25 protein-coding genes are annotated in these 22,671 nt (G+C 67.7%); 9 read left to right on the top strand and 16 right to left on the bottom strand.

Annotated features, from left to right (window positions below; all coding sequences use genetic code 11):
- Positions 1–27: 27 nt before the first annotated feature.
- Positions 28–771, top strand: coding sequence for a dimethylargininase (gene ddaH / locus KME78_RS04915; protein WP_219527534.1), 744 nt, complete (start codon positions 28–30; stop codon positions 769–771).
- Positions 772–932: 161 nt separating this feature from the next.
- Positions 933–2,639 carry a 2-isopropylmalate synthase gene (leuA, locus tag KME78_RS04910; protein ID WP_219527533.1) on the top strand — a complete coding sequence of 569 codons (1,707 nt, stop codon included), beginning with the start codon at positions 933–935 and terminating at the stop codon, positions 2,637–2,639.
- A 49-nt stretch (positions 2,640–2,688) separates the two neighbouring features.
- Here the strand turns inward: leuA and KME78_RS04905 are convergent, their stop codons facing one another.
- From KME78_RS04905 to KME78_RS04875, 7 genes are all read right to left on the bottom strand, one after another.
- Positions 2,689–3,090, bottom strand: a complete 402-nt coding sequence (locus KME78_RS04905) for a hypothetical protein (protein ID WP_219527532.1) — start codon at positions 3,088–3,090, stop codon at positions 2,689–2,691.
- 234 nt (positions 3,091–3,324) lie between these two features.
- Positions 3,325–3,873, bottom strand: coding sequence for a hypothetical protein (locus tag KME78_RS04900; protein ID WP_219527531.1), 549 nt, complete (start codon positions 3,871–3,873; stop codon positions 3,325–3,327).
- A 38-nt stretch (positions 3,874–3,911) separates the two neighbouring features.
- A complete protein-coding gene (locus KME78_RS04895; protein WP_219527530.1) occupies positions 3,912–6,119 on the bottom strand; it encodes a hypothetical protein in 2,208 nt (735 codons plus the stop codon).
- Complete coding sequence (locus tag KME78_RS04890; RefSeq protein WP_219527529.1) at positions 6,116–6,358, bottom strand: hypothetical protein; 243 nt, start codon at positions 6,356–6,358, stop codon at positions 6,116–6,118. The genes KME78_RS04895 and KME78_RS04890 overlap by 4 nt, the downstream gene beginning before the upstream one ends.
- 690 nt (positions 6,359–7,048) lie before the next feature.
- On the bottom strand, positions 7,049–7,261 hold the full coding sequence (locus KME78_RS04885; RefSeq protein ID WP_219527528.1) for a DUF397 domain-containing protein: 213 nt from the start codon (positions 7,259–7,261) through the stop codon (positions 7,049–7,051).
- A 237-nt stretch (positions 7,262–7,498) separates the two neighbouring features.
- A complete protein-coding gene (locus KME78_RS04880) occupies positions 7,499–7,711 on the bottom strand; it encodes a DUF397 domain-containing protein (protein WP_219527527.1) in 213 nt (70 codons plus the stop codon).
- Positions 7,699–8,523, bottom strand: coding sequence for a helix-turn-helix domain-containing protein (locus KME78_RS04875; protein ID WP_219527526.1), 825 nt, complete (start codon positions 8,521–8,523; stop codon positions 7,699–7,701). The genes KME78_RS04880 and KME78_RS04875 overlap by 13 nt, the downstream gene beginning before the upstream one ends.
- 149 nt (positions 8,524–8,672) lie before the next feature.
- Between KME78_RS04875 and KME78_RS04870 the strand changes: the two genes are divergently transcribed.
- The 3 genes from KME78_RS04870 to KME78_RS04860 all read left to right on the top strand — a co-directional run bounded on the left by KME78_RS04870 (position 8,673) and on the right by KME78_RS04860 (position 10,754).
- On the top strand, positions 8,673–9,149 hold the full coding sequence (locus KME78_RS04870; RefSeq protein WP_219527525.1) for an ATP-binding protein: 477 nt from the start codon (positions 8,673–8,675) through the stop codon (positions 9,147–9,149).
- A 412-nt stretch (positions 9,150–9,561) separates the two neighbouring features.
- A complete protein-coding gene (locus KME78_RS04865) occupies positions 9,562–10,377 on the top strand; it encodes a hypothetical protein (RefSeq protein WP_219527524.1) in 816 nt (271 codons plus the stop codon).
- A complete protein-coding gene (locus KME78_RS04860) occupies positions 10,374–10,754 on the top strand; it encodes a GntR family transcriptional regulator (RefSeq protein WP_219527523.1) in 381 nt (126 codons plus the stop codon). The genes KME78_RS04865 and KME78_RS04860 overlap by 4 nt, the downstream gene beginning before the upstream one ends.
- Before the next feature lie 23 nt (positions 10,755–10,777).
- Here the strand turns inward: KME78_RS04860 and KME78_RS04855 are convergent, their stop codons facing one another.
- Both KME78_RS04855 and KME78_RS04850 read right to left on the bottom strand, forming a co-directional pair.
- Entirely contained in the window at positions 10,778–11,638 is an 861-nt protein-coding gene (locus tag KME78_RS04855; RefSeq protein ID WP_219527522.1) for an aminoglycoside phosphotransferase family protein, read from the bottom strand.
- Positions 11,635–12,252 (bottom strand): TMEM175 family protein, encoded by a 618-nt coding sequence (locus tag KME78_RS04850; protein ID WP_219527521.1) that lies wholly within the window; start codon positions 12,250–12,252, stop codon positions 11,635–11,637. Before KME78_RS04850 ends, KME78_RS04855 begins: the two co-directional genes overlap by 4 nt.
- Before the next feature lie 150 nt (positions 12,253–12,402).
- Here KME78_RS04850 and KME78_RS04845 point away from each other — a divergent pair, with 150 nt between their 5' ends.
- Positions 12,403–13,308 carry a LysR family transcriptional regulator gene (locus KME78_RS04845; protein WP_246650393.1) on the top strand — a complete coding sequence of 302 codons (906 nt, stop codon included), beginning with the start codon at positions 12,403–12,405 and terminating at the stop codon, positions 13,306–13,308.
- On the opposite strand, the gene KME78_RS04840 is transcribed toward KME78_RS04845, so the two are convergent.
- The 3 genes from KME78_RS04840 to KME78_RS04830 all read right to left on the bottom strand — a co-directional run bounded on the left by KME78_RS04840 (position 13,305) and on the right by KME78_RS04830 (position 17,012).
- Positions 13,305–14,750 carry a serine/threonine-protein kinase gene (locus tag KME78_RS04840; RefSeq protein WP_219527520.1) on the bottom strand — a complete coding sequence of 482 codons (1,446 nt, stop codon included), beginning with the start codon at positions 14,748–14,750 and terminating at the stop codon, positions 13,305–13,307. The two genes, KME78_RS04845 and KME78_RS04840, sit on opposite strands and share 4 nt — an antisense overlap.
- Entirely contained in the window at positions 14,750–16,231 is a 1,482-nt protein-coding gene (locus KME78_RS04835) for a serine/threonine-protein kinase (RefSeq protein ID WP_219527519.1), read from the bottom strand. Before KME78_RS04835 ends, KME78_RS04840 begins: the two co-directional genes overlap by 1 nt.
- Before the next feature lie 79 nt (positions 16,232–16,310).
- A complete protein-coding gene (locus KME78_RS04830) occupies positions 16,311–17,012 on the bottom strand; it encodes a TetR/AcrR family transcriptional regulator (RefSeq protein ID WP_219527518.1) in 702 nt (233 codons plus the stop codon).
- Positions 17,013–17,127: 115 nt separating this feature from the next.
- On the opposite strand from KME78_RS04830, the gene KME78_RS04825 reads away from it, so the two are divergent.
- Genes KME78_RS04825 through KME78_RS04815 form a run of 3 tightly spaced genes read left to right on the top strand, consistent with a single transcriptional unit; the run spans position 17,128 to position 19,279 of the window.
- On the top strand, positions 17,128–17,481 hold the full coding sequence (locus tag KME78_RS04825) for a YrdB family protein (RefSeq protein WP_219527517.1): 354 nt from the start codon (positions 17,128–17,130) through the stop codon (positions 17,479–17,481).
- Positions 17,482–17,483: 2 nt separating this feature from the next.
- Positions 17,484–18,395: an NAD-dependent epimerase/dehydratase family protein gene (locus KME78_RS04820; protein ID WP_219527516.1), complete on the top strand. Its 912-nt coding sequence runs from the start codon at positions 17,484–17,486 to the stop codon at positions 18,393–18,395.
- Complete coding sequence (locus KME78_RS04815; protein ID WP_219527515.1) at positions 18,392–19,279, top strand: Gfo/Idh/MocA family protein; 888 nt, start codon at positions 18,392–18,394, stop codon at positions 19,277–19,279. The genes KME78_RS04820 and KME78_RS04815 overlap by 4 nt, the downstream gene beginning before the upstream one ends.
- 4 nt (positions 19,280–19,283) lie before the next feature.
- On the opposite strand, the gene KME78_RS04810 is transcribed toward KME78_RS04815, so the two are convergent.
- Genes KME78_RS04810 through KME78_RS04795 form a run of 4 tightly spaced genes read right to left on the bottom strand, consistent with a single transcriptional unit; the run spans position 19,284 to position 22,653 of the window.
- Positions 19,284–20,099, bottom strand: coding sequence for a trypsin-like serine peptidase (locus tag KME78_RS04810; RefSeq protein WP_246650473.1), 816 nt, complete (start codon positions 20,097–20,099; stop codon positions 19,284–19,286).
- Between the two features lie 54 nt (positions 20,100–20,153).
- A complete protein-coding gene (locus KME78_RS04805; RefSeq protein WP_219527513.1) occupies positions 20,154–20,840 on the bottom strand; it encodes a hypothetical protein in 687 nt (228 codons plus the stop codon).
- Positions 20,840–21,736 carry a carbohydrate ABC transporter permease gene (locus KME78_RS04800; protein ID WP_219527512.1) on the bottom strand — a complete coding sequence of 299 codons (897 nt, stop codon included), beginning with the start codon at positions 21,734–21,736 and terminating at the stop codon, positions 20,840–20,842. Before KME78_RS04800 ends, KME78_RS04805 begins: the two co-directional genes overlap by 1 nt.
- On the bottom strand, positions 21,733–22,653 hold the full coding sequence (locus tag KME78_RS04795; RefSeq protein ID WP_219527511.1) for a carbohydrate ABC transporter permease: 921 nt from the start codon (positions 22,651–22,653) through the stop codon (positions 21,733–21,735). The genes KME78_RS04800 and KME78_RS04795 overlap by 4 nt, the downstream gene beginning before the upstream one ends.
- Positions 22,654–22,671: the final 18 nt, after the last annotated feature.

The following is a 22,671-nucleotide window of genomic DNA, read 5'->3' as shown; positions in this document are numbered from 1 at the left end:
TAGTGACTACGTGATAGAACACGCCCTATGCCTGGTATCGCGCTGGTAAGAAAGCCCGGGCCCCGGATCTCCGAGGGCATCGTCACGCACCTGGAGCGCGAGCCGGTTGATCACCAACTGGCCCTGGAGCAGCACGAACGCTACGTCGCCGCGCTGGAGGAGGCCGGCTGGGAGGCGCGTCACGTGGAGCCGGCCGACGACCTGCCCGACGGGCCCTTCGTCGAGGACATGGTCGTGGTCTCCGACCGGCTGGCCGTACTGACCAGGCCAGGGGCCAAGGAGCGGCGGCCCGAGGTGGCCTCCGTGGCGGCCCTCGTACAGGAGCTCGGGATCAAGTCCGTCAGGATCGCGCGGCCCGGCACGCTCGACGGCGGCGACGTCCTGCAGGTCGGCAGGACCGTGTACGTCGGCAGGTCGGGCAGGACCAACGACGAGGGGATCACCCAGCTCAGCGCGTTGCTGCCGGAGCGGCAGGTGGTGCCCGTCGACCTGAACGGCGTGCTGCACCTGAAGTCAGCCGTCACGGCGCTGCCCGACGGCACGCTCATCGGCGACCCCGCCCGCGTGGACCTGCCGGGCCTGCTGGTGCCCGCAGAGGAGTCAGGGGCGCACGTGGTGCTGCTGGGCGGCGACCGCGTGCTGATGGCCGCCTCCGCGCCCCGAACCTGCGCGATGCTCCAGGAACGCGGGCTGAACGTGACGCTGGTGGACATCTCGGAATTCGAGAAGCTGGAGGGCTGCGTCACCTGCCTGTCGGTTCTCATCATCTGAGATCGGGGCCGGTTTACCGCGAGACCTCTGGTAACGTGCAAGACATGCTGCGTGGCCTCCTTCTTAGCTGCCGCGGCGGGGGCCACTAAGGCCGGCTCCCTCGCCGCGGAGCGAGCCATGCGCGTCGGCCGCTTTCTTTCGACCGACGAGGAGCTCCCGACATGACCGCTCAGCAGCCCAGCCCCATGCCTTTCCAGCGTTATCAGGCGTTCGAGCCGATCCGTTTGACCGATCGCACCTGGCCTGATCAGGTCATCACCGAAGCGCCGCGATGGTGCGCCGTGGACCTGCGCGACGGCAACCAGGCACTGATCGACCCGATGGACGCCCACCGCAAGCTGAAGATGTTCGAGCTGCTGGTGAAGATGGGCTACAAGGAGATCGAGGTAGGCTTCCCGGCCGCCAGCCAGACCGACTTCGACTTCATCCGGCAGATCATCGAAGAGGACCGCATCCCCGGCGACGTGGTGATCCAGGTCCTGACCCAGGCCAGGCCCGAGCTGATCGAGCGCACCTTCGAGTCGATCGAGGGCGCCAAGCAGGCCATCGTGCACCTGTACAACTCCACCTCCACGCTGCAGCGCCGGGTGGTGTTCGGGCAGGACCGCGAGGGCATCACCGCCATCGCCGTCGAGGGCGCCAAGCTGGTCAAGAAGCTCGCCGACGCGACCGACGTGGACGTACGTTTCCAGTACTCTCCCGAGTCCTTCACCGGCACCGAGCTCGACTACGCCGTCGAGGTCTGCGACGCGGTCAACGACGTGTGGCAGCCCACACCCGACCGCAAGGTCATCGTCAACCTGCCGGCCACGGTCGAGATGGCCACGCCCAACATCTACGCCGACCAGATCGAGTGGATGCACCGCCACCTGAAGTACCGCGACTCGATCGTCCTGTCGCTGCACCCGCACAACGACCGCGGCAGCGCCGTGGCCGCCGCCGAGCTGGGCTACATGGCCGGCGCCGACCGCATCGAGGGCTGCCTGTTCGGCAACGGGGAGCGCACCGGCAACGTCTGCCTGGTCACCCTGGGCATGAACCTGTTCTCCCAGGGCATCGACCCGCAGATCGACTTCGGCGACATCGACGAGGTCCGCCGCATCGTCGAATACTGCAACCAGCTGCCCGTCCACCCGCGCCACCCGTGGGGCGGCGAGCTGGTCTACACCGCCTTCTCCGGCTCCCACCAGGACGCCATCAAGAAGGGCTTCGACCACCTGGAGGCCGACGCCGCGGCGGCCGGCGTGCCGGTCGACTCGTTCACGTGGGCCGTCCCCTACCTGCCCATCGACCCCAAGGACATCGGCCGCAGCTACGAGGCCGTCATCCGGGTCAACAGCCAGTCGGGCAAGGGCGGCGTCGCCTACATCATGAAGGCCGACCACCAGCTCGAACTGCCGCGGCGGCTGCAGATCGAGTTCTCCAAGGTCGTCCAGGCGCGCACCGACGCCGAAGGCGGCGAGATCAGCCCGGCCGCGATGTACGCCATCTTCTCCGACGAATACCTGCCCAACCCGGGCAACCGCTGGGGCCGCCTCAGCCTCATGGCGCACCGCCACGAGTCGGGGGGCGACGACAAGGACCGCATCGGCGCCGACGTGCGGCTCGACGGCGAGATCCGGGAGATCGACGGCGTCGGAAACGGCCCGATCTCGGCCTTCATCGACGCGATCGCCAAGGTGGGCATCCGGGTGCGGGTGCTCGACTACGTGGAGCACGCGATGAGCGCGGGCTCCGACGCCAAGGCGGCTTCATACCTGGAGTGCGACGTTGACGGGCGGGTGCTGTGGGGGGTGGGCGTCGACGCCAACACCACGACGGCCTCGCTCAAGGCGATCATCTCGGCGGTCAACCGCGCGTCCCGCTGACCCGCTGTTCACGTGAGTCCCCGGTACAGATCGGGGACTCACGCCGTTCCTAGGCGCCGTTCTTCTCCAGCAGCCGATCGAGCCTGAGTCCGAGGTCGATCACTGAGCACTGCAGGGAGTCGAATCTGCGCACCATCAGGGACTGCGCGGACGTGAGGTGCTCGTCGGCGTGCCGGCGAAGACCTGCGACCTCGTCGCCGATGGCTGCGAGGTCCTGGGAGATGCCTGCCTGAATGCCGGCGATCTCGACTCTCACCTGGGCGACGGCGATCGCTGTGGAGAGGATGGCGGCGTGGAGGCCTTCCATGCATGAGCAGTTGCAGTGGCTGTTGTCTGCCGGGAGATTCTTCGCATGTCGGCGCCGGGCCCGGGGGGCGCTGGCGGGACGCGTTGTCGCCTTGGGGGCTTCTACGCGGAGGTTCAGGTCGCTCGTCTCCGCCTCTTCGTTCATGTACCCCGACCTTTGCTGTAGCTGGAAGGGATCTCGGCGCTGACGGCCGGTCCCACTTTGTGTGAGCACATGGTCGCAAGCGGTTGATGGTTGTGGTGGTTGGGGGATGGGGGGCGGGTGTGGTTTTGTTCGTCTCGGTGGGGGAAAGGTTGACCTGGGTTTGATGGTGGGTTCGGGTGAGTGTGTCTTGGGGGGACGTTCTGGACGTCTGGGTTAGGGCTGGGGGCCGGCTTGTTACTTGCCGGGAGTGCAGTTGTAGAGGTGGCCGTAGCGTTTTTGGGCGATGCGCATGAGCTCGGTCATGTCCTTGATCGCGTCCCTGCCTTTGGCGACCTTGGCTAGGAAGATGTCGATCATTCGCGCTTTGCCGCCGCAGAGGAACTTTGCGCTCACTCGGTACGGTTGGTCGGCGAATGGTGTGTTGGGCAGATACGCGGCCAAGCCGTCACCGAGATCGGTAGGAAGTGTGACTCCGCCGTGCTCGCTGTAGACTTGACGCCTGCCGTTCATAACAAAGTTCAAATGCTCCTGGTTCGTCCCATCGCTCACCTGCAGCCAGCCCACCTCAAGTGATCGAGGGGTCGTATCGGGGGCCCAGCATTCACCGCTGCTCTCGCTGCCATCCGTTTTCTCGACGAGCGACCCAGTTGCATCACTTACCAACCGAAACGCCTGCTCCGGGACAAGCCTGCAGATGTAAGGGGCGGAGTCCACGATGGGCTGGAGGACTGGGGCCGGCGTGGAGACGATGTCCTTCTCCGGGGTGCATGCTGCCAAGAGCATCCCGAGAGCACTCAGAGCGACAAGCAAACGAGAAGGCCTCATCCGCCACCTCCGGGGGAGGACGGGATCTGGAGGCCGAGGTAGTCGTCCACCTCGCTGGTCCGCCGGAAAGTGCCGTCGAAACGATCGAGTAGAGCATCGCTTCCCCCCTTGGTCCGAACCCATTCAAGGAACTGGCTGTATTCCTGTGGGCTCATCTCGGCGAAGGGCTTGATCGTCGGTGGGACTCCGGTCGCGAATATCCGATCCTTCATATCGAGCTTGTCAAGCAAACCCTTGTTCAGCATGGCTGTGGAGAGCATTTGCTCCGCCAGTCTCTCTATCGCCAGTCGATTATCCGCGAGCGTCTGGTGCGCCTCATCCAGGCCCCGCCCGTGTTCGGACATCTGCTGAGCGACCTGTTTGGCAATCTCGTCATACGCAGTTCCGGCGAGCTTGTCGTACTCCATGCTGACCAGCTTGCCGAAGGCTCCGGTGGCCAACTCGCCCATCTGTTTGGCTCCCGGCACCGGGAGCAGCCCTATCGCGTTATCCACCATGGTCTTCAGCGCTTCGTCCGCCTTCTTGTCATCCAACCCCTGGGCGATCAGCACTTGGCGGCGGATCTCCACGATGTGAGTAAAAGGACGTGCCTCCGCCACGGTCCGGTCCGTCAGGAACTGCAGGATGTCGGCCTTGTCGATTCGCCCATCCCCGTCGAAGTCGTACTTTTTGACGTCGGACTTCTTGAAACCGAGCCGCTCAGCGTTAGAGGCGTCGAGACCGACCGGAGGTATGGTCCCGAGCGCCGCTCGCATGTGTTCAGTCTGCGCTCTCACCAGTTCCTCGAATCCTGCGTCGTCGGCGGTGGCCAGCGCCAGCGCGTAGGACATGTCCTGGGGCGCGACCTTGCCGAAGGTCGCATGGTTCAGGAATAGCCGGGAGAGCTGGTCAATATTGGCGGCGATCGCGCGGCCCAGCGGGTAGCGCAGGGGTTCGAGACGATCGAATGTGTCTCTGTTCTTGATCTCCAGATTGCCGCTCTCGCCTTTGCCGAAGGCGCCGCGCACGTCATCGGCGACGACCTTGATCATCTCGGCGGCCAGCTTCCTGGAGGTCGCATCCTGGCCGGTCGTCGCGGTGACCAGCATGTCTCTGATCGGCTTGTAGTCGCCCAAATATCGGGCAGCGCCCCATCGAGTCGTCAGCAGATAGTCGAGCACAGACTGCTTCCACCCAGCCGGTGTGTAGTCCAGCAGCGCCTGGGACGCCTCTCGACTCGACTTAGCCGCGTGAAACAGATCGTCCACAACCGATGATTCGGCCCTCATACCTGGACTGCGCACATACGCTTCCGGCCTCAACAGGGTGCCAAGGCCAAACGAGCCGGCCAGGTCGAATATGGGGATCTGGCTTCCCGCGAAAGTGCGGCCCAGCAGGTCCTGGCTCGCCGCCCACTGGTCCTTGCGCTGCTCCTGCTCATAGACGATCACATCACGCCCAACGATCTCCATGAACTCCTTCGAGAACGGCGGCTTCCCGTCGTGAGCGCGCCAGATGAGCGCCTGAGCCTGGTATCCCAAGTACTTCGTGTCCCCGGCCTTATGCTCAGCCCGACCCTCCTTGGCCAGCTCCTTGGTGAAGCCGGCGCCCATGTACGCGGGATTCTTCGGATCAGTCGCCTTGGCCAGCGCGGCGCTCAGCATGCGCAGGGCTTTCCTGCCTTGGCCGGACAGCTGAGCCACGCGATCGGAGTCTTCGTGAGCCCTGGCATCGCGCAACTGCGCGGCGAGCGAGCCGGGCAGCTGCGTCATGCCTCTGGCACCCAACGTGCCCAGGAACGCCTTGACGAACTCCGCATCCCCAGCCCGCGACACGTATTTCTCCAGCTCGGCCAGCGCCCTGGTATCCCCGTCCCCAGCGTTCAGCGCAGCGCGACCCGCCAGCGTCCCGTCCAACAGCCCCTTGGCGGCCTCTAGCCCATCAGGCATCTCGAGGAAGCTCCCGGCAGGCGTACTCCTCCCGAAGGTGACCTTCTGCCGCTGCAGCTCATGGACCAGCTTCTGCCGCCGCCGCAGATCCTCGGCCTGCGTCGTCACCCGTCCGGCCAACTGCCGTAGCCGCGCCGCCGGAGACGGGTCCAACCCGGCGCTCTGCAGCTCACTGTGCAGAGCCTGCGCCAACTCCTCCAGCCGCCTGGCGGCCTCGGTGTGTTTGCTGGCCATCGTGTCGAAGTCGGGCTGCTTAACCCCAGTGAACTCCGTCATGGCTTGTCCTGAAACGAGGCCAGCTTCTGGTTTGCGCTGTGTACGGCCTCCGCGAGCATGTCCCGCAGTTCACGCTGGTCGGCGTGGACCTGGGCGTCGAACCGGGCACCCGTCGGACCCACCCACGCGTCGTTCTCCATCAGGCGACAGGAGGGATCGAGCGCCCACCAGTGCTCGTCCGAAAGCCGCTGAATCCGCTCCGCCACGGCCCGCACCGCCTCGCGATCGAGGTTGGCCAAGATGATCCCCTTGTACGGCTCGCTGCACCAGAACAGATCAGGAGGCGGCGTCCCTCACGTGGTCACACGGTAATCAACATCACATCAACAAACAAGCTTAAACGCGGTGAAAGGCATAGCGCGTTCGAGCTTTGTTCGAAAATGGGGTGTTTCGCCTGACTCGAGTACAGCGCTGGTTGGCTGCGGTCTATGGATCTCTTTCCTCGCGAGAATGAAACCCGGCGGCCGTTCGCTGAACATCAACTGAAATAGCTGAGGTCGGAACGGGGGCAGGGTCGGCGAGTACACCATCACGGATGGGGAGATCATGGTCGCCGGAGGCAGGCCGAAGCGGGGGCGAGGCTGTGCGCCCTACGAGCTCGAATACCGTCCGGGTCTGCCCATCGCAGTGGTGAAGGGCGGGCATCAATGCCGACGACGGCATCGGGCAGGCCGGCGGCTCGTGGTTGACAAAGCGGCAAGCCACGGGCCGAGGAGGGGATCGGATCCTGTCCGTCCTCGTCACTGATACTGGCAATGCCCTGGCGGCCTACCAGATTGTCGAGCGTGGTGGAACCTCGCGAGGGCCGCTGCTAAACGCTGCGTTCAGCGGAAGCGACAAATTTCTCGCGGCGAATTCCTGTCATTTTAGGAGTCAAGGGAAGACGCCCCTTATGAGCTGGGAGTCTTCTCTTCTTGGGAGCAGATTGATCAGTCGAACTCCCCGTCCTTCACGCCGCTGATGAAGGCGTCCCACTCGCCAGGGGTGAAGACCAGCGCTGGCCCGGCCGGATCCTTGCTGTCGCGGACGCCTCGGCGTTTTCCGGCGAGTTCGGCGACCTCAACGCAGTTGCCGCCATCGGGTCCTGATCGGGTGGACTTGCGCCATGTGGCTGTGTCCAGCTCTCGGGTCAGTTCGTCCATCCTGCATCGTCTCCTCGATCACATTCATGGATTCGCTCTGAGAGAGTGCTTCGCGAATCCCCTCATATCTGAATGCTAGAGTTCTGACGCTCTCTGTCCAGGGCGGGGGAGGTCAAGCGGATGCCCGTCAACGCCGACGACGACATCTAGCAGGCCGCACGTTGGATTCCGGTCAACTTATGGGTCAAGGGAAGACTCCCGTGATTCGGAAGCCTTCCCTTCCTGGGTGCTTATTGATTAGTCGAACTCGCCGTCCTTCGCGCCGTCGATGAAGGCGCTCCATTCGCTGGGGGTGAAGATGAGGGCTGGGCCGGTGGGGTTTTTGCTGTCACGGACGCCTCGACGTCCACCGGATAGTTCCGCAACCTCAACGCAGTTGCCCCCGTTGCTGCCCGAGTAGGATGACTTGATCCATGTGGCTGCCCGTAGATCCTGGGTCAGCTCGTCCATCGCTGCATCGCCTCCTTGATCAATTTTATGGATTCGCGCTGAGAGAGTGCTTCGGAACGAATCCCCTCATATCTGAATGCTAGGGTTCTTACGCTCTCTGTCCAGTCGGTTACTTGGGCATTTGACGCGCCTTCGATATATGCCGTGTCAGGGGTGCCATGTGCTTGAGTGATGGCGAAGCCGCCGAGAAGCCCGGTTGTGGAGTAGGCGCTGAGCGGGAGGATCTGGATGGTGATCCGGGGCGCCTGGCCGATTTCGAGAAGGTGCGCGAGCTGGGTGGCCATCACCGTGGGACTGCCGATCGGGCGGTGTAGGACTCCCTCGTCGAGGACTACCCAGAGCATGGGTGGCTTGGGTCGCCGGAGGATTGACTGGCGCTCCATGCGTGCAATCACATGGCTCTCGATCTCCTCCGATGTCGCACCAGGTTCTCCGCTTAGCATCGCCCGGGCGTAGTCCTCGGTCTGGAGCAGGCCGGGCACGGTCAGCGGCTCCCAGGTTCGGATGGACTCCGCCGTTGCCTCCACGTCGAGCCAGGGCCGGAACCACGGAGGAGCCGATGCGTGGCTGACCATCGGCCAAAGTCGCATCAGCGCCCCTTCCGCCTCAAGTGCCTCGTCGCAGTGGCGGGCGAACTCCTCCGTCGGCGACCGCCTGGCCGTCTCGATCATGCTGATTGTGCCGACGGAGTAGGACACCGCCTTCGACAGGCGGATCTGGGACCAGCCTCGGCCCTTGCGATGCCGCCGCAACTCGAAGCCGAAGAGTGCGGTTGGTGAGTCAGAGGGGCATAGCTCGCTTTCCTTCGGCACCTGACCTCCTGGGGGGATCGCCGCCGTTTCAACGAGGCTTTCATCGAAACGGTTGATGGCTTATCGAAGTCAACTGACTACTAACTGTAGTCAAGGCTTGGGATGGTTGGAAGGCCGATCCAGGCCGACTTCTTCAAGTGGGTGAAGCCATGAAAGCAGCGAGCGCGGAGCCGAAGGTCATCGGCTCGATCCATCTGGTAGGCATTCGCGAGTCCGTCTCGCACGCCCGCTCCGAAGTACGTAGATGGCTCGGAGACGATCACCCTTCTGTCGACGACGCCGTGCTGGCGGCCTCCGAGCTCGTGACCAACGCGCTCCGACACTCCGACGCCAGGCCGTACGACTTCATCAGCCTCACCGTCACAGCGACGGAGGAGACGGTCTATGTGGAGGTGCGTGACCCCGGTTCCGCCTTTTCCGGCCCTTGCATCCGGCAGGAGCCGGAGGCGGAGGACGGTCGTGGGCTGCTGATCGTCCGTGAGATCTCCCAGGACTGGGGGACCCGAGAGCACGGCCGTGGGCTTGGCCGTACCGTCTGGTCCGCCATCCGGGCCGTCCCATCTTGCCCTGACCTGGCCGCTCCCGAACCGGTCTCCGGAACGGCAGGCGGACGCGGCCCTGGCTGAACGCTCAATCAGTGAGGGCCAGGCGGCTCCGCCTTCTATCGGAAGGGGAGTGGTGGAGGCGCCGTCGAAACGTCCGGCAAGGATCTTCCCCCGTAGCTCCAAGCCGGACCTGGCCCCCGATGAGCGCGCTCATCGGGGGCCTTGTTCGGAATCTGGGAGACCAACCTCGTCGCCCACCGTCTGGGACACGTGCCTCTTGGTCGCCGGGCAGGTGTACACGCGGCGGTGGCTGCGGTTCACGGCCGAGATCGGACGCGTACCGAACACGATCACGATCACGACATGCGGTCGGTCGATCCCTTCGCCATCAGTCTCATCTCCCAAGTTTTTGACCATCCCGCTGGTTCTGTTGACTTTGTCGCAAGCTATGACGCAACATGTTGATACAAAGCTTGCGACAAAAGGAGAGGGTATGACGAACAGCTCCATGCAGCGGCCGGCGGACGTTCAGTCCGCGGGCTCCTGGCTGGCCCGACACGGTCTCGGTGACGGTCCACCGACGCCGTTACTGACCGCGCGACTGGCAGTGCGCCGGCGGGTGCGGCTCCTCGGCAGCGTCCTGTCGGCCGTGCTGATCATCGGTGCCGCGCTGGTGCAGGTCTCTGACCAGCTGGCCGCTTCCTCGTTCGGTGGGTTCGGGCCGTACGGGGGGATGAAGGTGCTGGTCCTGAGCGCGTTGATCGTCGGGCTGTTGCTGGTCCGGACGCTGCTCGACACCTGGGTACGGCGCGTCGACCGGCAGGCCGGGGCGGCGCTGGCGCGGCGGGCGGCCCATCCGCTGCAGCCCGGCTGGCGCGCTCTGCTCGGACGGCCGTACGCCGTCTTCGGGACCGTCACCTTCGCCGGTGCGTTCGCGTTGGGGGCGAGCGCGCTGGCCGTCGGCGAGGGGGCCGAGCGGCCCGCGGCCGCCGTGCTGCTGGTCGCCGTGGTAGGGGTCGGCGTCGGCGCGGTCCTGCAGGTGCGCGAGCTGCTGGCCCGGCCGGTCGTGGCCGAGGACGAGGTCTCCTTGACGGCCGACGTCATCATGCGCGTCGAGGACGCGCGCGCGAGCACCGAGCCGTCCGTGCTGTGGTCGCTGCCGATGGTGTTGGTGTTCGGGTCCGCGCCCGGCTGGTGGAACGCCGCCGCCCTCGGATTCGTGGTGCTGGGGCTGGTCGCCTACATCGCCGTCCAGACCAGGACGCCGGGTGCCGCGGCCATGGCGCGGCACGTGCTGGGCGTCCGATGATCGTCATCGACGCGGGCTCGCCGGTGCCGCCGTTCGAGCAGTTGCGGGCACAGCTCGCCCGGCAGATTCACGACCGTACGCTGGCGGTGGGCTCCAGGCTGCCGACCATCCGCCGGCTCGCGGCCGACCTCGGTCTGGCCATCAACACGGTCGGCCGGGCCTACCGGGAGCTCGAGGAGGCCGGGCTGATCGAGACGCGGGGGCGGGCGGGGTCGTTCGTGTCGGCGGCCGGGGAGCAGGCCCGCGAACGAGCCCGCCAGGCCGCCGCCGACTATGCGGCCGTCGTGGCGAGCGTCGGCATCGACGAGAGCGAGGCACTCACCATCGTCGAGGCGGCCTTGAGATCCGGCGACGCGGCGGCCCCCGCCTCACTCTGACTCGGCTGTATCCCAGTACCCCTCTAGGTGAGAAGCACCTGGTCGAGGACGTGCTCGCCGATGGCGGCCATGCTGGGGTTGTCGGCCGAGTGGGCGGCCAGGGCAGTGCCTATGGCGAGGGCCCAGCCCCTCGCCCGCTCCCAGGTCATCTCGTCGGCGTCCACGCGCGATCGGAAGACCTCCCGTGCGTTCTCGTCGAACACCAGCCACGCGGCGGCCAGGTCGGTGGCGGGATCACCACTGGTGAGGTCGCCGAAGTCCAGGACGGCGGCCAAGCCTTCCCCGTTGAGCAACAGGTTCGCCGGGTGCGGGTCGCCGTGGAGCCAGAGCGCGGGGCCGGGCCAGGGCGGGAGGGAAGCCAGTTTCTCCCAGAGGGGGAGGAGATCGGCTGATCGGGGGATGGAACGCAGGCGGTGCCGTACCGCTTCGTCGCGGGCGGCGAGCGGGACGCCGCGGACAGGGTTGCGCGGCGCGTCAGGCGGTGCGGGGCGGTGGAGGGCGGTCATGAAGTCGGCCAGTGGGACGGCGATGCCGGAGCGGTCGAATGGCGGTACGTCGGCGACCGTGCGGCCTTCGTACCAGGGTGCGATCGTCCATGGCCACGGGTAGCCCTCGCCAGGTACGCCGACCCTCACGGGTACGGGCAGCGCGACTTCCACGTGCTCGGCCAGGACCGGCAGCCAGCGTTGCTCGTTGACGATGAGGTCGACGGCGACCTGGCGGCGCGGCAGGCGTACGGACAGGTCCGTTCCGAGGCGGTAGATGACGTTGTCCCAGCCGTTGGCGACGAGGCTCAGCGGGCCCGCCAGATCCGGGTGCTGCGTGCGGATCAGGCGGTCGACGAGGTCGTCGTCGATGTCGGCTTCCGCCGCCGGGGTGGTCACTCCGCAACGATAGTGGGGGACGCCTCAAGGGAGGCCCCGGCCGCTCGGTTCTTGCGGATGTAGTACTCGCCGGCGAGTCGCAACCCGAGGTAGCCCACCGGCCAGGCGATCAGGGTCCATCGTCCGAAGACGAAGCCGGCCGGGACGGACAGCGCGAACATGATCGTCGTCATCGCGGACCATGCCCGGATCCCCATGATCACGCCAAGGGGGGCCGTGGGGTCCAAGAGGCCGGAGCGGACGACGTGGCGAAGGACGAGGAGCATGCTGCCGCCCACGTACGTCATGGCTGCCGCGTAGACGACCACTCCCGCGCCGTTCGGCACCTCGCCGAGGGTCTTGCTCGCCCAGGGGATCAGCACGTAGCCGAACAGGGCCAGCAGGTTCAGCGTGATGAGGGGCGGGTCGGTGCGGCTGACGTGCACGAAGAGCATGTGGTGCGCGGTCCACGTGGCGGCGATCACGAAGAACGAGATCAGGAACGCGATGTACTGCGAGCCGTGTGCCGCGAGCCCTTCCAGCAGGTCCATGGGGTCATGGACCTCCGGTACGGGCAACTCGACGGCCAGCAGCGTGAGCATGATCGCGATGACCGCGTCAGAGAAGAAGATCACGCGTTCCAGGCTGTGGGTCTTTCCGGTCAACTCAGTTCTCTCCGAGTGGCGTAATGGGGCTCATCCCTCCAGCCTCGGCCGTACTCGTTCCCCTGAACAATGACAATCTCGGCATCGCACCGTTCACCGATAGATTCACGATCCGGAGGGATGATGGAACTACGGGACATCGAGATCTTTTTGACCTTGGCCGAGCTGCTGCACTTCGGCCGGACCGCCGAGCGGCTCCGCATCACCCCTTCCCGGGTCAATCAGGCGATCAAGAAGCAGGAACGCCGCATCGGCGCGCCCCTGTTCGACCGCACCTCCAGGACGGTGCGGCTCACCCCGTTGGGGGAGCGGCTCCAGCGTGACCTCAGTGCCGGATACCGGCAGATCACCGCCGGGATCGAGGCCGCGGCCGAGACCGTCCACGGCCTGTCAGGGACGCTGACGCTGGGCACGATGGGCCCGCACACCCAGATCATCAGCGGTGCCCTCGACCTGTTCCAGACCCGCTATCCGGGCGCCCGCCTCCAGCATCGCGAGATCCAGCCGCCCGCTCCGCTGGACCTGCTGCGCTCAGCGGAGGTCGATGTGGCGGTGCTGTGGTTGCCGGTCCGCGAGCCTGACCTGGTCGTCGGCCCGGTGACGCATACCTCACCGGTGCTGCTGATGGTCGCCGCCACCCATCCGTACGCCAAGCGCGACTCGATCTGCCTGGAAGATCTCGGCGACCACTGCGCTCAGGTGTCGCCCCGGTCGATTCCCGCGTCCATGGAGGCGGCCATCGTCCCGCACCACACCCCGGCGGGCCGCCCCATCCCTCGTGGGGTCAAGGTCTCCACCTGGCAGGAGGTACTCAGCGCCGTGTCTTCCGGCCAAGCCGTCGCCGGGGTCGTCGCCGAGATGGCCCGCTTCTACCCCTGGCCCAGCCTGGCCTTCGTGCCCATCCGTGACGCCCCGCCCTCGGAGTGGATCCTCGCCTGGCGGGCCGCCGCGGAGACTCCGCTCATCCGCGCCTTCGCCCAGACCGTCGCAGATCACGGGCCGGTGGTGTTGACCGCGGGTACCTAGGAACAGACCGTGAAGGACACCCGTCTGGTGTCCTTCGAGGGTGTCAGCAGGTGGAAGACGATCGTGTGCCGGCCCGGGTCGAAGGCGCCGAAGGGGTTGCGCTGGTTCTTGGTCGTACCGGTCACCCAGTCCGTCTTCCATCCCTCGTCCTGGCCGTCCACGACCCAGCGGTAGCCGTACTCCACCTGCTTGCCCGACGGGCCCTTGAGCAGGGCGACGGGGAAGAGGCTGGGCGAATAGCAGTTGTTTCCGGCCTGCTGGCCGTCCAGGGTCAGCGATGCCAGGCGTACGGTCCCCGCAGCCGCGGCCGTGGTCCGGGCTTTTGACGGGGCGGTCGTGGGCGTGGACGTGGGCGTGGGCTGCCTGCGGGAGGCTGTGGGCTTCGAGCCGCTGGTCCTGGTGGCGCGGGTCTTCGTGGCCGGCGTGCTGGGCCTCTTGCCGGTGTCCTGCTTTTTGGCGGGTGTCCTGGTGGGGCCCTGTTCGGCGGCCGACGGGGTGGGCGCGGCCGTCGTCGCCGGGGTGGGTATCCAGATGATCGCCCCGGTCACCAGGGCAGCGGCCACCGCCAGCGCCCCGGCGCCCGCCAGTAAGCCCTTCCAGCGCGGGCGGCTCACGGCATGAGTCGCCGGACCGCCTCGGGGGCTCGTCAGGTCGCCTGGCATACCGGCGGGCGGGGCGCCGATGAGCCGGAGCAGGACGTCCTGCATGGCGGGCCGGGCGGCCGGGTCCTTGGCCAGGCAGGACAGCACGATCGGGTGCAGCGGGCCGGGCAGGTCGCCCAGGAACGGCTCATCGTGGAGGATGCGGCGGATCACCGCGGGCAGCGAGTCATGGCCGAACGGCGCACTTCCCGTCGCGGCGAACACGATCACCGACGCCCACGCGAAGACGTCCACCGCGGGTCCGAGCGGGGCGCCCGCGATCTGCTCGGGCGCCATGTAGGCAGGCGTGCCGACGATGCTGCTCGTCACTGTCAGCGAATGGCCGGCCGCGCGGGCGATGCCGAAGTCGATGACCCGCGGCCCATCCCTGCCCAGCAGCACGTTGGCGGGTTTGAAGTCGCGATGCACCACCCCGGCCCGGTGGATCGCCGCCAGCGCGGTCGCGGTCGCCACCGCGAGCCGCTGCAGGTCGGCGCCGAAGTGGCGGCCGGCCTGCTGGAGCGTGGGCCCCTCGACGTACTCGGTCACGATGTACGGCCGGCCGCCCAGCGAGGCGTCGAGCACCTGAGCGATGCAGAACGGCTCCACCCGCCGCGCCGCGTCGATCTCCTTGGCGAAGCGGTGATCAGCGGCCACGCCGTCCGCCAGCAGCTTGACCGCGACCGGCCTGCCGTCGGGCCCCTGACCCAGGTAGACCACCCCTTGGCCGCCCTCGCCCAAACGCCCGAGCAGCCGGTAATGGCCCACGGCCGGGGGATCTTCTGACAGGAGAGGGTTCATCACTCGCTCGGGCAGATCTTGAACGAGAGGGCCTTCGACACCGATTGGGGAGAGGTGAGGCGGAGGGTGACCCGGTGAGAGCCGGTCGACTGCACGAGCGGGCCGAAGACTGTCTGGGTGTGGCTTTCGGCGATGACGCTCTCAGAGCGCGTCACCACCTTCCCGTCCAGGATCCATTCGTAGCGGAAGTCGGTGGACAGCTTGGTCCCCTCGACCAGGCCGGAGATGTTGCCATGGTTGTACACGCAGTCCGGGTTGTCGGCGTGCATGGGACCGATGATGCGCACCCACACGATCCGGAAGGAACCGCTGCCCGATGAGGCTTTCGAGGGCGAGGTCGTGGGTTTGGCAGCTGTCCGCGTCGGTTTCACAGTCTGCGTCGGCTTCGCAGTCGGCTTCACGGTCGGTTTCACCGTTGGTTTCACGGTCGGCTTCTTCGTGGCCGCCGGCTTCTTGGTCTTCGGGCGCTGAGGCGTTTTCGTCTTCGTCGGGGTAGGCGTTCCGGTGGTGGTGATCGCCAGTGGCCGCGTACTCGCCTGCGGTCCCCAGACAGCCCAGGCGCTCGTGGCGCCCCAGGCGACGGCGCCCGCGACCGCCAGCGCCCCCACTCCGGAGACACTCGCGATGACCGCCGCCTTGTTCCCGCGCCGCCGTCCGGGAACCGTGGACGGAGCGTGGCCGACCACGGCATCCGGGGGCGTGGGCTGTCCGCCCAGGAGCTGCAGCAACACGTCCCGCATGGCGGGCCGGGCTGCCGGGTCCTTGGCCAGGCACCCCAGCACGATCGAGCGCAACGGTTGCGGCAGGTCGCCGAGCTGCGGCTCGTTGTGCAGGATCCGATTGATCACCGCGGGCAGTGAGTCCTCACCGAACGGCGGACTTCCCGTCGCGGCGAACACGATCACCGACGCCCACGCGAAGACGTCCACCGCGGGACCGAGCGAGGCGCCCGCGAGCTGCTCCGGCGCCATGTACGCGGGCGTCCCCACGATGCTGCTGGTAGCCGTCTGCCCCGATTCGACGGACCGGGCGATGCCGAAGTCGATCACCCGGGGTCCGCCCTGCCCGAGCAGCACGTTGGCGGGCTTGAAGTCGCGATGAACGATGCCCGCCTGATGGATGGCCGCCAGCGCGGTCGCGGTCGCCACCGCGAGCCGCTGCAGGTCAGCACCGACGTGCCGGCCCGCCTGCTGGAGCGAGGGCCCCTCGACGTACTCAGTCACGATGTACGGCCGGGCGCCCAGCGAGGCGTCGAGCACCTGGGCGATGCAGAACGGCTCCACCCGCCGCGCCGCGTCGATCTCCTTGGCCAAGCGCTCGTCGGCGAGTCCCTCGCGCAGCACTTTGACCGCGACCGGCCTGCCGTCGGGCCCCTGGCCCAGGTAGACCACCCCTTGACCGCCCGCGCCCAACCGCCCGAACAGCCGGTAGGGCCCCACGACAGTGGGGTCCCCTTCCCGGAGGGGTTCGACGTGCGACATGGGACTCCTGTGCCGAGACTAGGGGATCTTCGGCACCATAGCGGGAAATGTCAGATTTTGTGAGCCAGTCGGGTAAGTGTTACGCGGGGCGGAGGCCCAAGAGCGCGCCCAGGGTGCGCATCGACTGCTCGAAGCCGCCGCGTCTGTCCTCGATCGTGTTCTCGAACTGGCCGAACACCTCGAAGTTGACCCAGCCGTACAGGCCGGTCCACGCGGTGAGACCACGGAAGATCAGGTCATCGGGCACCCCGGGCATGATCTGGCGCAGGTTGTCGGCGTCCCCCGACAGCGCGGTGGGGGCGGGCGGGCCGAGGTCGGGCGGGGTCAGCGCGCCCGCCTCGTACGCCTGCGCGACGATCCGGCCGAACACCGACACGTCACGCAGCCGGGCCTCGATGGTCTCCTCCGGTGCCTGGTAGCCGGGCACCGGCGAGCCGTACAGCAGCGTGTACTCGTGCGGATGGGCCAGCGCCCAGTCGCGTACGGCATGGCAGACGGCCAGCCAGCGCCTCGCGAAGTCGCCGGGCGCGCCGGCCTCGTCGGCGTGCTCCACCGCCGCGCCGAGCGCGTTGTAGCCGTCGATGATCAGCGCGGTCAGCAGGTCATCGCGGCTGGGGAAATAGCGGTAGATGGCCGATGACACCATGCCCATCTCGCGGGCCACGGCGCGCAGGGAGAGACCGCCCGCGCCCTCGGTGGCCAGCTGACGGCGGGCGATGTCGGTGATCTCCTGGGTGAGCTCGGCCCTGACGCGTTCTCTCGCGGTACGGCTAGCTGTCATGTCACCGACCATATCAGAGCACTGCGAAGAAACGAGAGCACTGCTCTTGACGAATGCCGATTGTTTGAGAGAGCATTGCTCTTGTAAGAGAACGGCAGTCACACGGAGGTTCGACATGCTGGCCATCGCCAAAGGCGCCAACGCGGCCCTGATGTTCTTTCTGGAGCTCGGGGTCCTCGCCTCCGTAGGCTATTGGGGCTTCACGGTGAGCCCGAACTGGGGGATCAAGCTGCTCGCCGGGCTCGGCGGGCCCGCATTGTTCATCGCCGCATGGGCTCTGTTCGGTGCGGGTGGCGGCGCCAACGCCACCTTCCCGCTGACGGGCCTGGCCAGGGCCGCCCTGGAGATCCTCTGGTTCGGCGGCGGCGCCCTGGCGCTCTACGCCGCCGGCCTGGCCACCCCGGCCGCCGTCTTCGCAGCGGTCTTCGTCATCAACGCGGTTCTCCGCATCATCTGGAAGCAGGTCTGATCATGGGTAAGCACGTCGTCGTGGGTTCCGGTCAGGTTGGCGCGCATCTGGCCACCAAGCTGCTGGCGCAGGGGCACCAGGTCACCGTGGTGACCCGCTCGGGCAGCGGCCCCGCCGGGGCCGAGAAGGTGGCGGCCGACGTCAGCGACAAGGCGCGGCTGACCGAGGTCGCCAAGGGCGCCGACGCTCTCTACAACTGCGTCAACCCGAAGTATCACCGCTGGCTGACCGACTGGCCGCCGATGGCCGCGTCGTTCCTCGCCGCCGCCGAGGCCACGGGCGCGGCTCTGGTCATCCTGGGCAACCTCTACCCCTACGGCCCGGTCACGGGCCCGATGACCGAGGATCTGCCGCTCGCCTCGACCAATCCGAAGGCTCAGGTGCGGGCGAAGATCTGGAACGACGCGCTGGCCGCGCACAAGGCGGGCCGGATCAGGACGACCGAGGTGCGCGGCTCCGACTACTTCGGCCCCGGCGCCACCGACCAGTCCTACCTGGGTGAGCGGTTCCTGGTGCCGTTCCGGGCCGGCAAGACCATCCAGATCCCCTGGCCCGCCGACATTCCGCACAGCTGGACGTACCTGCCCGACGTGGCCGACGCGCTGATCGTCGCGGGCACCGACGAGCGGGCCTGGGGGCGGCCGTGGCACGTGCCCACCACCGACCCGCTGACCTTCCGCCAGATCGGCGAGCGGATGGCGGCCATCGAGGGGCGCCCGGCGCCCAAGCTGGCCACGCTGCCGTGGCCGGTGATCCAGGCGGCGGGCCTGTTCTCGCCGATGCTCAGGGAGCTGAAGCACATCCGCTACCAGTTCATCGCGCCGTACGAGATGGACTCGTCGGCCTTCCAGCGTACGTTCGGTGTCGCGCCGACCCCGATCGATGAAGCGCTCGCCGCTACGCTCGAGGCGTGAAGACAGCCATGATCGGCCTGGGCGACATCGCGGAGAAGGCCTACCTGCCCGTTCTCGCCGCCCAGCCGGGCCTCGACCTGCACCTCTGTACGCGCAACGGCAAGACCCTGGACCGGCTCGGCGACACCTACCGGATCGCCGAGCGGTCCACTTCGGTGGATGACGTGATCAAGAGCGGGGTCGAGGCCGCGTTCGTGCACGCCGCCACCGGGGCCCACCGCGAGATCGTCGAGCCGCTGCTCGACGCCGGGGTGCACGTCTACGTGGACAAGCCGATCGCCGACAACCTGGCCGACTGCGAGGCCCTCGTACGGCTGGCCAAGGCGAAGGGGCGGTCGCTGATGGTCGGCTTCAACCGCCGCTACGCCCCCGGATACGCCGGGCTGCTCGCCCTTCCCCGGCATCTCGTACTGATGGCCAAGAATCGCGAAAAACACCCCGATGTCCCGCGCCGGGCGATATTTGATGACTTCATTCATGTGGTCGACACGCTGCGGTTCCTCGCTCCCGGCGAGGTGACCGGGACCACGATCAGGACCCGCGTCCGGGATGGCCTGATCGAGCACATCGTGCTGGAGCTGTCCGGTGACGGCTTCACCGCCATCGGTCTCATGAACCGGGTCAGCGGCGCCACGGAGGAGACCTGCGAGGTCATGGGCGACGGCGTCAAGCGCCGGGTGGTCAACCTGGGCGACGTGGTCGACTACGTGGGCGGCGAGACGCTCACCCGGCGGCCCGACTGGGTGTCGGTTGGCCGGCAGCGGGGCATCGAGCGGATCTGCCTGGAGTTCCTCGCCGCGGTCCGCGAGGGCCGGACGATCAGCGCGGACGACGCCCTGATCACCCACGCCATCTGCGAGGACATCGTCGCGAACGCCTCCTGACGGGTCACGAGCGTTGCCGGCGGCGCATCCAGGAGTCGGCGGTGGTCAGCAGGCGGCTGAACCACCGCCCGCCGAGCCGGGCCAGCACCGTGAACCCGCCCGTGTCACTCATCGGGCTGGAGGACGACACCACGCCCGCCACCGCCTCCCCGTACACGGCCGGGCCGCCGCTGCCGCCGGCCGGAGCGTGGCAGTTGCGCGTCACCAGCACCCCCGGTCCCTGGGTGGTGGCCTCTTCGGCGTTCCCCACGCAGTGGTACATCCGGGTGCCGGGATAGCGCCGTCCAGCGGGGTAGCCGAGCAGGTCAAGCCCGCGCAGCGACGTACCCCTGCGGGTGGCCAGCGGGCGCAGCCCGCGCCCGGTCGTGGCCTCCAGCGTGGCCCCGCGCCGCCGCACCCCGACCAGCCCGACGTCGTACGGCAGCAACTCCGCCGAGTACGGCCGCCCCTGCCACTGATCGGGCACCCACGTCCGCCGGGCGGGCCAGACCCCGAGCGGCGGCCGGCCCTGGTCGAACCCCGGCAGGAAGGCCACCTGCCGCAGCGGCCGCCCGTCGTGGTAGAGGCAGTGCGCGGCGGTCAGCACCAGGCTGCGGCTGCGCGACCTGATCACCGCGCCCCCGCACACCACGGCCGTCCTGCTGACCGGATCACGTCCGAGCAGCACCCCGGTGAGCCGCCGCGCGCCGGTGTAGGGACGGGCGACCGGCGCGTACCCCAGGCGGTCGCCGTCCGGTGTCAGCACCCTGCGCGGGGGAATCGATCGCTGGGGGACCTCCGCGAGGCCGGTCGGGTCGAGCAGGGCCAACGACAGCACCATCCTGAGCACCCGTACACTCTAAGCCGCCGATGATCACTGCCCTGACCTGCGACATCAAGGTTTACCCAAGGCCGGGGCGACGATGAACCTGATCGTGGCCCACGCGACGTACAGCAGGGGTGAGCACAGCACCAGGACGCCGATCACCGGCTTGACCAGGATGACGGCCACGGCCAGGACGAGCACGGCGAGGCTGATGGCGGCCAGCCACCACCGCCGCGCCACCAGGTAGAGGCTGGGCCGCACGAGGTCCCGCAGCCGCGGGGGCTCGCGCCGCGGCTCGGCCAGCAGCACGAGCGAGGCCACGACCACGGCCACCACCAGCGCCGCCGCCGTGGCGAAGAACGGCACGAGCGCCGGCCCCCAGGCGGTGCGCGCGACCACGACGGCGTCCAGGGCCAGCACGCTCACGACCACGGCGCCGGCCGCCCACAGGGCGAGCGCGCGGGCGCCGCCGCGGCGGTAGCCGTCCCAGAACGTACGAAAGACGGCGGTCGAGCCGTCGCCCAGCGCGGCGAAGCAGCTGAACGCCCCGGCCAGCGCGGGCGCGCACAGCGCCGACAGCGCGACGAAGAACGGCCACGACGCCGCCGGGTCCCGGACGATCGCGAGCGCCGCCAGGAGCGGCGCGCAGGCGACGGCGAGCAGGACGTTCGTCATGAGGCCGACGTACACGGTGCCGAAGACCTTCTCGTAGGTCGCCTGCTCGGCCGGGCGGAACAGGCTCCGCAGCCCGCTCATCACTTCAGCCCGCTCGTCGCGATGCCGCGGATGAAGTAGCGCTGCCCCAGCAGGAAGATGACCAGGATCGGCAGCACCGACAGCACCGCGCCGGTCATCATCATCGCGTACTCGGCGTCGTACTGACCGACGAACGAGCGCAGGCCGAGCTGCACGGTCCACAGCTCGTTGCTCGTCAGGTAGATGAACGGCCCCATGTAGTCGTTCCAGGTGTTGACGAAGGTGAGCAGGGCCAGGCTGGCGAGCGCCGGTTTGGACAGTGGCAGGATGATCCGCCAGTAGATGCCGTACTCACTCAGCCCGTCGATCCGGGCCGCCTCGCACAGGTCGTCCGGGATGGACAGGTAGTACTGGCGCATGAGGAACACACCGAACGCGCCGAACGCCTGGAGCAGGATGATCGCCCAGTAGGTGTTCGTCAGGTCGGCTTTCTGCATCATGATGTACTGCGGCACCATGTACGCCTGCCAGGGCACGGCGATGGTGGCGATGTAGGCGAGGAACAACCCGTCCCGGCCAGGAAAGCGCACCTTGGCGAACCCGTAGGCCGCGAAGCTCCCGGTGAGCAGCTGCAGCAGCGTGATCGTCACGGACAGGAACGCCGAGTTGCCCAGGTAGGTGAGCAGCGGGATGCGTTCCCAGATCTCCACGAAGTTCGACCAGCGCAGTTCGCGGGGAATCCACTGGATGGGCACCGTGAAGACCTCGTTGTCGCGCTTGAGCGCGGACGACACCATCCAGGCGAACGGCACGAGCACCAGCACGGCGAGCACGGTGAGCGTGAGGTAGGCCAGCGCCCTGCGGAGCGGGCTCCCGCCGGAACGGTTCCCGTCCTCGGCCGCCGCCGGCGGGCGCTGCCGGGCGGCGGCCGGGGGAGCATCGTGCAGTGCGGTCATCGGGCGCTCCTCCGCTCGTTGATACGGAACTGGACGACGGTGACGGTCAGCACGATGACGAACAGCACCAGGGCGATCGCCGAGGAGTAGCCGAACTTGCCCTCGGTGATGCCTTCCCGGTAGATCAGCTGGCTCAGCACCAGCGTGCTGCGGCCGGGGCCGCCGTCGGTCATGACCACAATGAGGTCGAGGATCTTGAAGCTCTGGATCGTCAGCATGACGAGGACGAAGAACGTCGTGGGCCGCAGGCACGGCAGCGTGATGCCCCAGAACCGCTGCCAGGCGTTGGCGCCGTCCACCCGCGCGGCCTCGTAGTACTCCTTGGGGATCGTCTGCAGGCCGGCCAGGTAGAGCACCATGTAGTAGCCCATGTCCCGCCACACACTGGTGACGATCACGGCCGGCATCGCCCAGTCCGTGCTGGCCACCCACTTGGGCGGGTGCGCCACGCCGAGCGCTTCGAGGAACTGGTTGATCGGTCCCGCCGTCGGGTTGAAGAGCATGTTCCACACGATGGCCACGGCGACCAGCGAGGTGATGTACGGGAAGAACGCCGCGGTGCGGAAGAACGCCACCCCGCGCAGCTTCCGGTTGAGCGCGATGGCCAGGCCGAGCGCGGCGACCAGCGTCAGCGGGATGTGGCCGAGCGCGTAGTAGAGGGTGTTACGCAGGGCGACGTGGAAGTTCTCGTCGGAGAACAGCCGCTGGAAGTTCTTCAGCCCCACCCATTCCGGCGTGCTGTAGGAGTCCCAGTCCAGGAACGCCAGGGCGAACGCCGCGACCATCGGGATGAGGGTGAACAGGGCGAAGCCGACGAAGTTCGGGAGGATGAAGCTCCACCCGATGAGGATGTCGCGCCAGGCCCGTCGCCGGTGCGGCGGGGCGGTGGGCGCCGGTCGTGTTGCAACGTGAGCCATGGCCGTCCTTCGGATCCT

Source organism: Nonomuraea guangzhouensis (assembly GCF_019396345.1).
Lineage (GTDB): Bacteria > Actinomycetota > Actinomycetes > Streptosporangiales > Streptosporangiaceae > Nonomuraea > Nonomuraea guangzhouensis.
The sequence above is the reverse complement of the archived record's forward strand: the minus strand, read 5'-3'. Positions and strand labels throughout refer to the sequence as shown.

Excerpts from the sequence above, each read along its gene's own strand:
- ddaH (WP_219527534.1), top strand. The coding sequence starts at position 28 with ATGCCTGGTATCGCGCTGGTAAGAAAGCCCGGGCCCCGGATCTCCGAG.
- leuA (WP_219527533.1), top strand. The coding sequence starts at position 933 with ATGACCGCTCAGCAGCCCAGCCCCATGCCTTTCCAGCGTTATCAGGCG.
- KME78_RS04905 (WP_219527532.1), bottom strand. The coding sequence starts at position 3,090 with ATGAACGAAGAGGCGGAGACGAGCGACCTGAACCTCCGCGTAGAAGCC.
- KME78_RS04900 (WP_219527531.1), bottom strand. The coding sequence starts at position 3,873 with ATGCTCTTGGCAGCATGCACCCCGGAGAAGGACATCGTCTCCACGCCG.
- KME78_RS04895 (WP_219527530.1), bottom strand. The coding sequence starts at position 6,119 with ATGACGGAGTTCACTGGGGTTAAGCAGCCCGACTTCGACACGATGGCC.
- KME78_RS04885 (WP_219527528.1), bottom strand. The coding sequence starts at position 7,261 with ATGGACGAACTGACCCGAGAGCTGGACACAGCCACATGGCGCAAGTCC.
- KME78_RS04880 (WP_219527527.1), bottom strand. The coding sequence starts at position 7,711 with ATGGACGAGCTGACCCAGGATCTACGGGCAGCCACATGGATCAAGTCA.
- KME78_RS04870 (WP_219527525.1), top strand. The coding sequence starts at position 8,673 with ATGAAAGCAGCGAGCGCGGAGCCGAAGGTCATCGGCTCGATCCATCTG.
- KME78_RS04865 (WP_219527524.1), top strand. The coding sequence starts at position 9,562 with ATGACGAACAGCTCCATGCAGCGGCCGGCGGACGTTCAGTCCGCGGGC.
- KME78_RS04860 (WP_219527523.1), top strand. The coding sequence starts at position 10,374 with ATGATCGTCATCGACGCGGGCTCGCCGGTGCCGCCGTTCGAGCAGTTG.
- KME78_RS04845 (WP_246650393.1), top strand. The coding sequence starts at position 12,403 with ATGATGGAACTACGGGACATCGAGATCTTTTTGACCTTGGCCGAGCTG.
- KME78_RS04840 (WP_219527520.1), bottom strand. The coding sequence starts at position 14,750 with ATGAACCCTCTCCTGTCAGAAGATCCCCCGGCCGTGGGCCATTACCGG.
- KME78_RS04835 (WP_219527519.1), bottom strand. The coding sequence starts at position 16,231 with ATGTCGCACGTCGAACCCCTCCGGGAAGGGGACCCCACTGTCGTGGGG.
- KME78_RS04830 (WP_219527518.1), bottom strand. The coding sequence starts at position 17,012 with ATGACAGCTAGCCGTACCGCGAGAGAACGCGTCAGGGCCGAGCTCACC.
- KME78_RS04825 (WP_219527517.1), top strand. The coding sequence starts at position 17,128 with ATGCTGGCCATCGCCAAAGGCGCCAACGCGGCCCTGATGTTCTTTCTG.
- KME78_RS04820 (WP_219527516.1), top strand. The coding sequence starts at position 17,484 with ATGGGTAAGCACGTCGTCGTGGGTTCCGGTCAGGTTGGCGCGCATCTG.
- KME78_RS04810 (WP_246650473.1), bottom strand. The coding sequence starts at position 20,099 with ATGGTGCTGTCGTTGGCCCTGCTCGACCCGACCGGCCTCGCGGAGGTC.
- KME78_RS04805 (WP_219527513.1), bottom strand. The coding sequence starts at position 20,840 with ATGAGCGGGCTGCGGAGCCTGTTCCGCCCGGCCGAGCAGGCGACCTAC.
- KME78_RS04800 (WP_219527512.1), bottom strand. The coding sequence starts at position 21,736 with ATGACCGCACTGCACGATGCTCCCCCGGCCGCCGCCCGGCAGCGCCCG.
- KME78_RS04795 (WP_219527511.1), bottom strand. The coding sequence starts at position 22,653 with ATGGCTCACGTTGCAACACGACCGGCGCCCACCGCCCCGCCGCACCGG.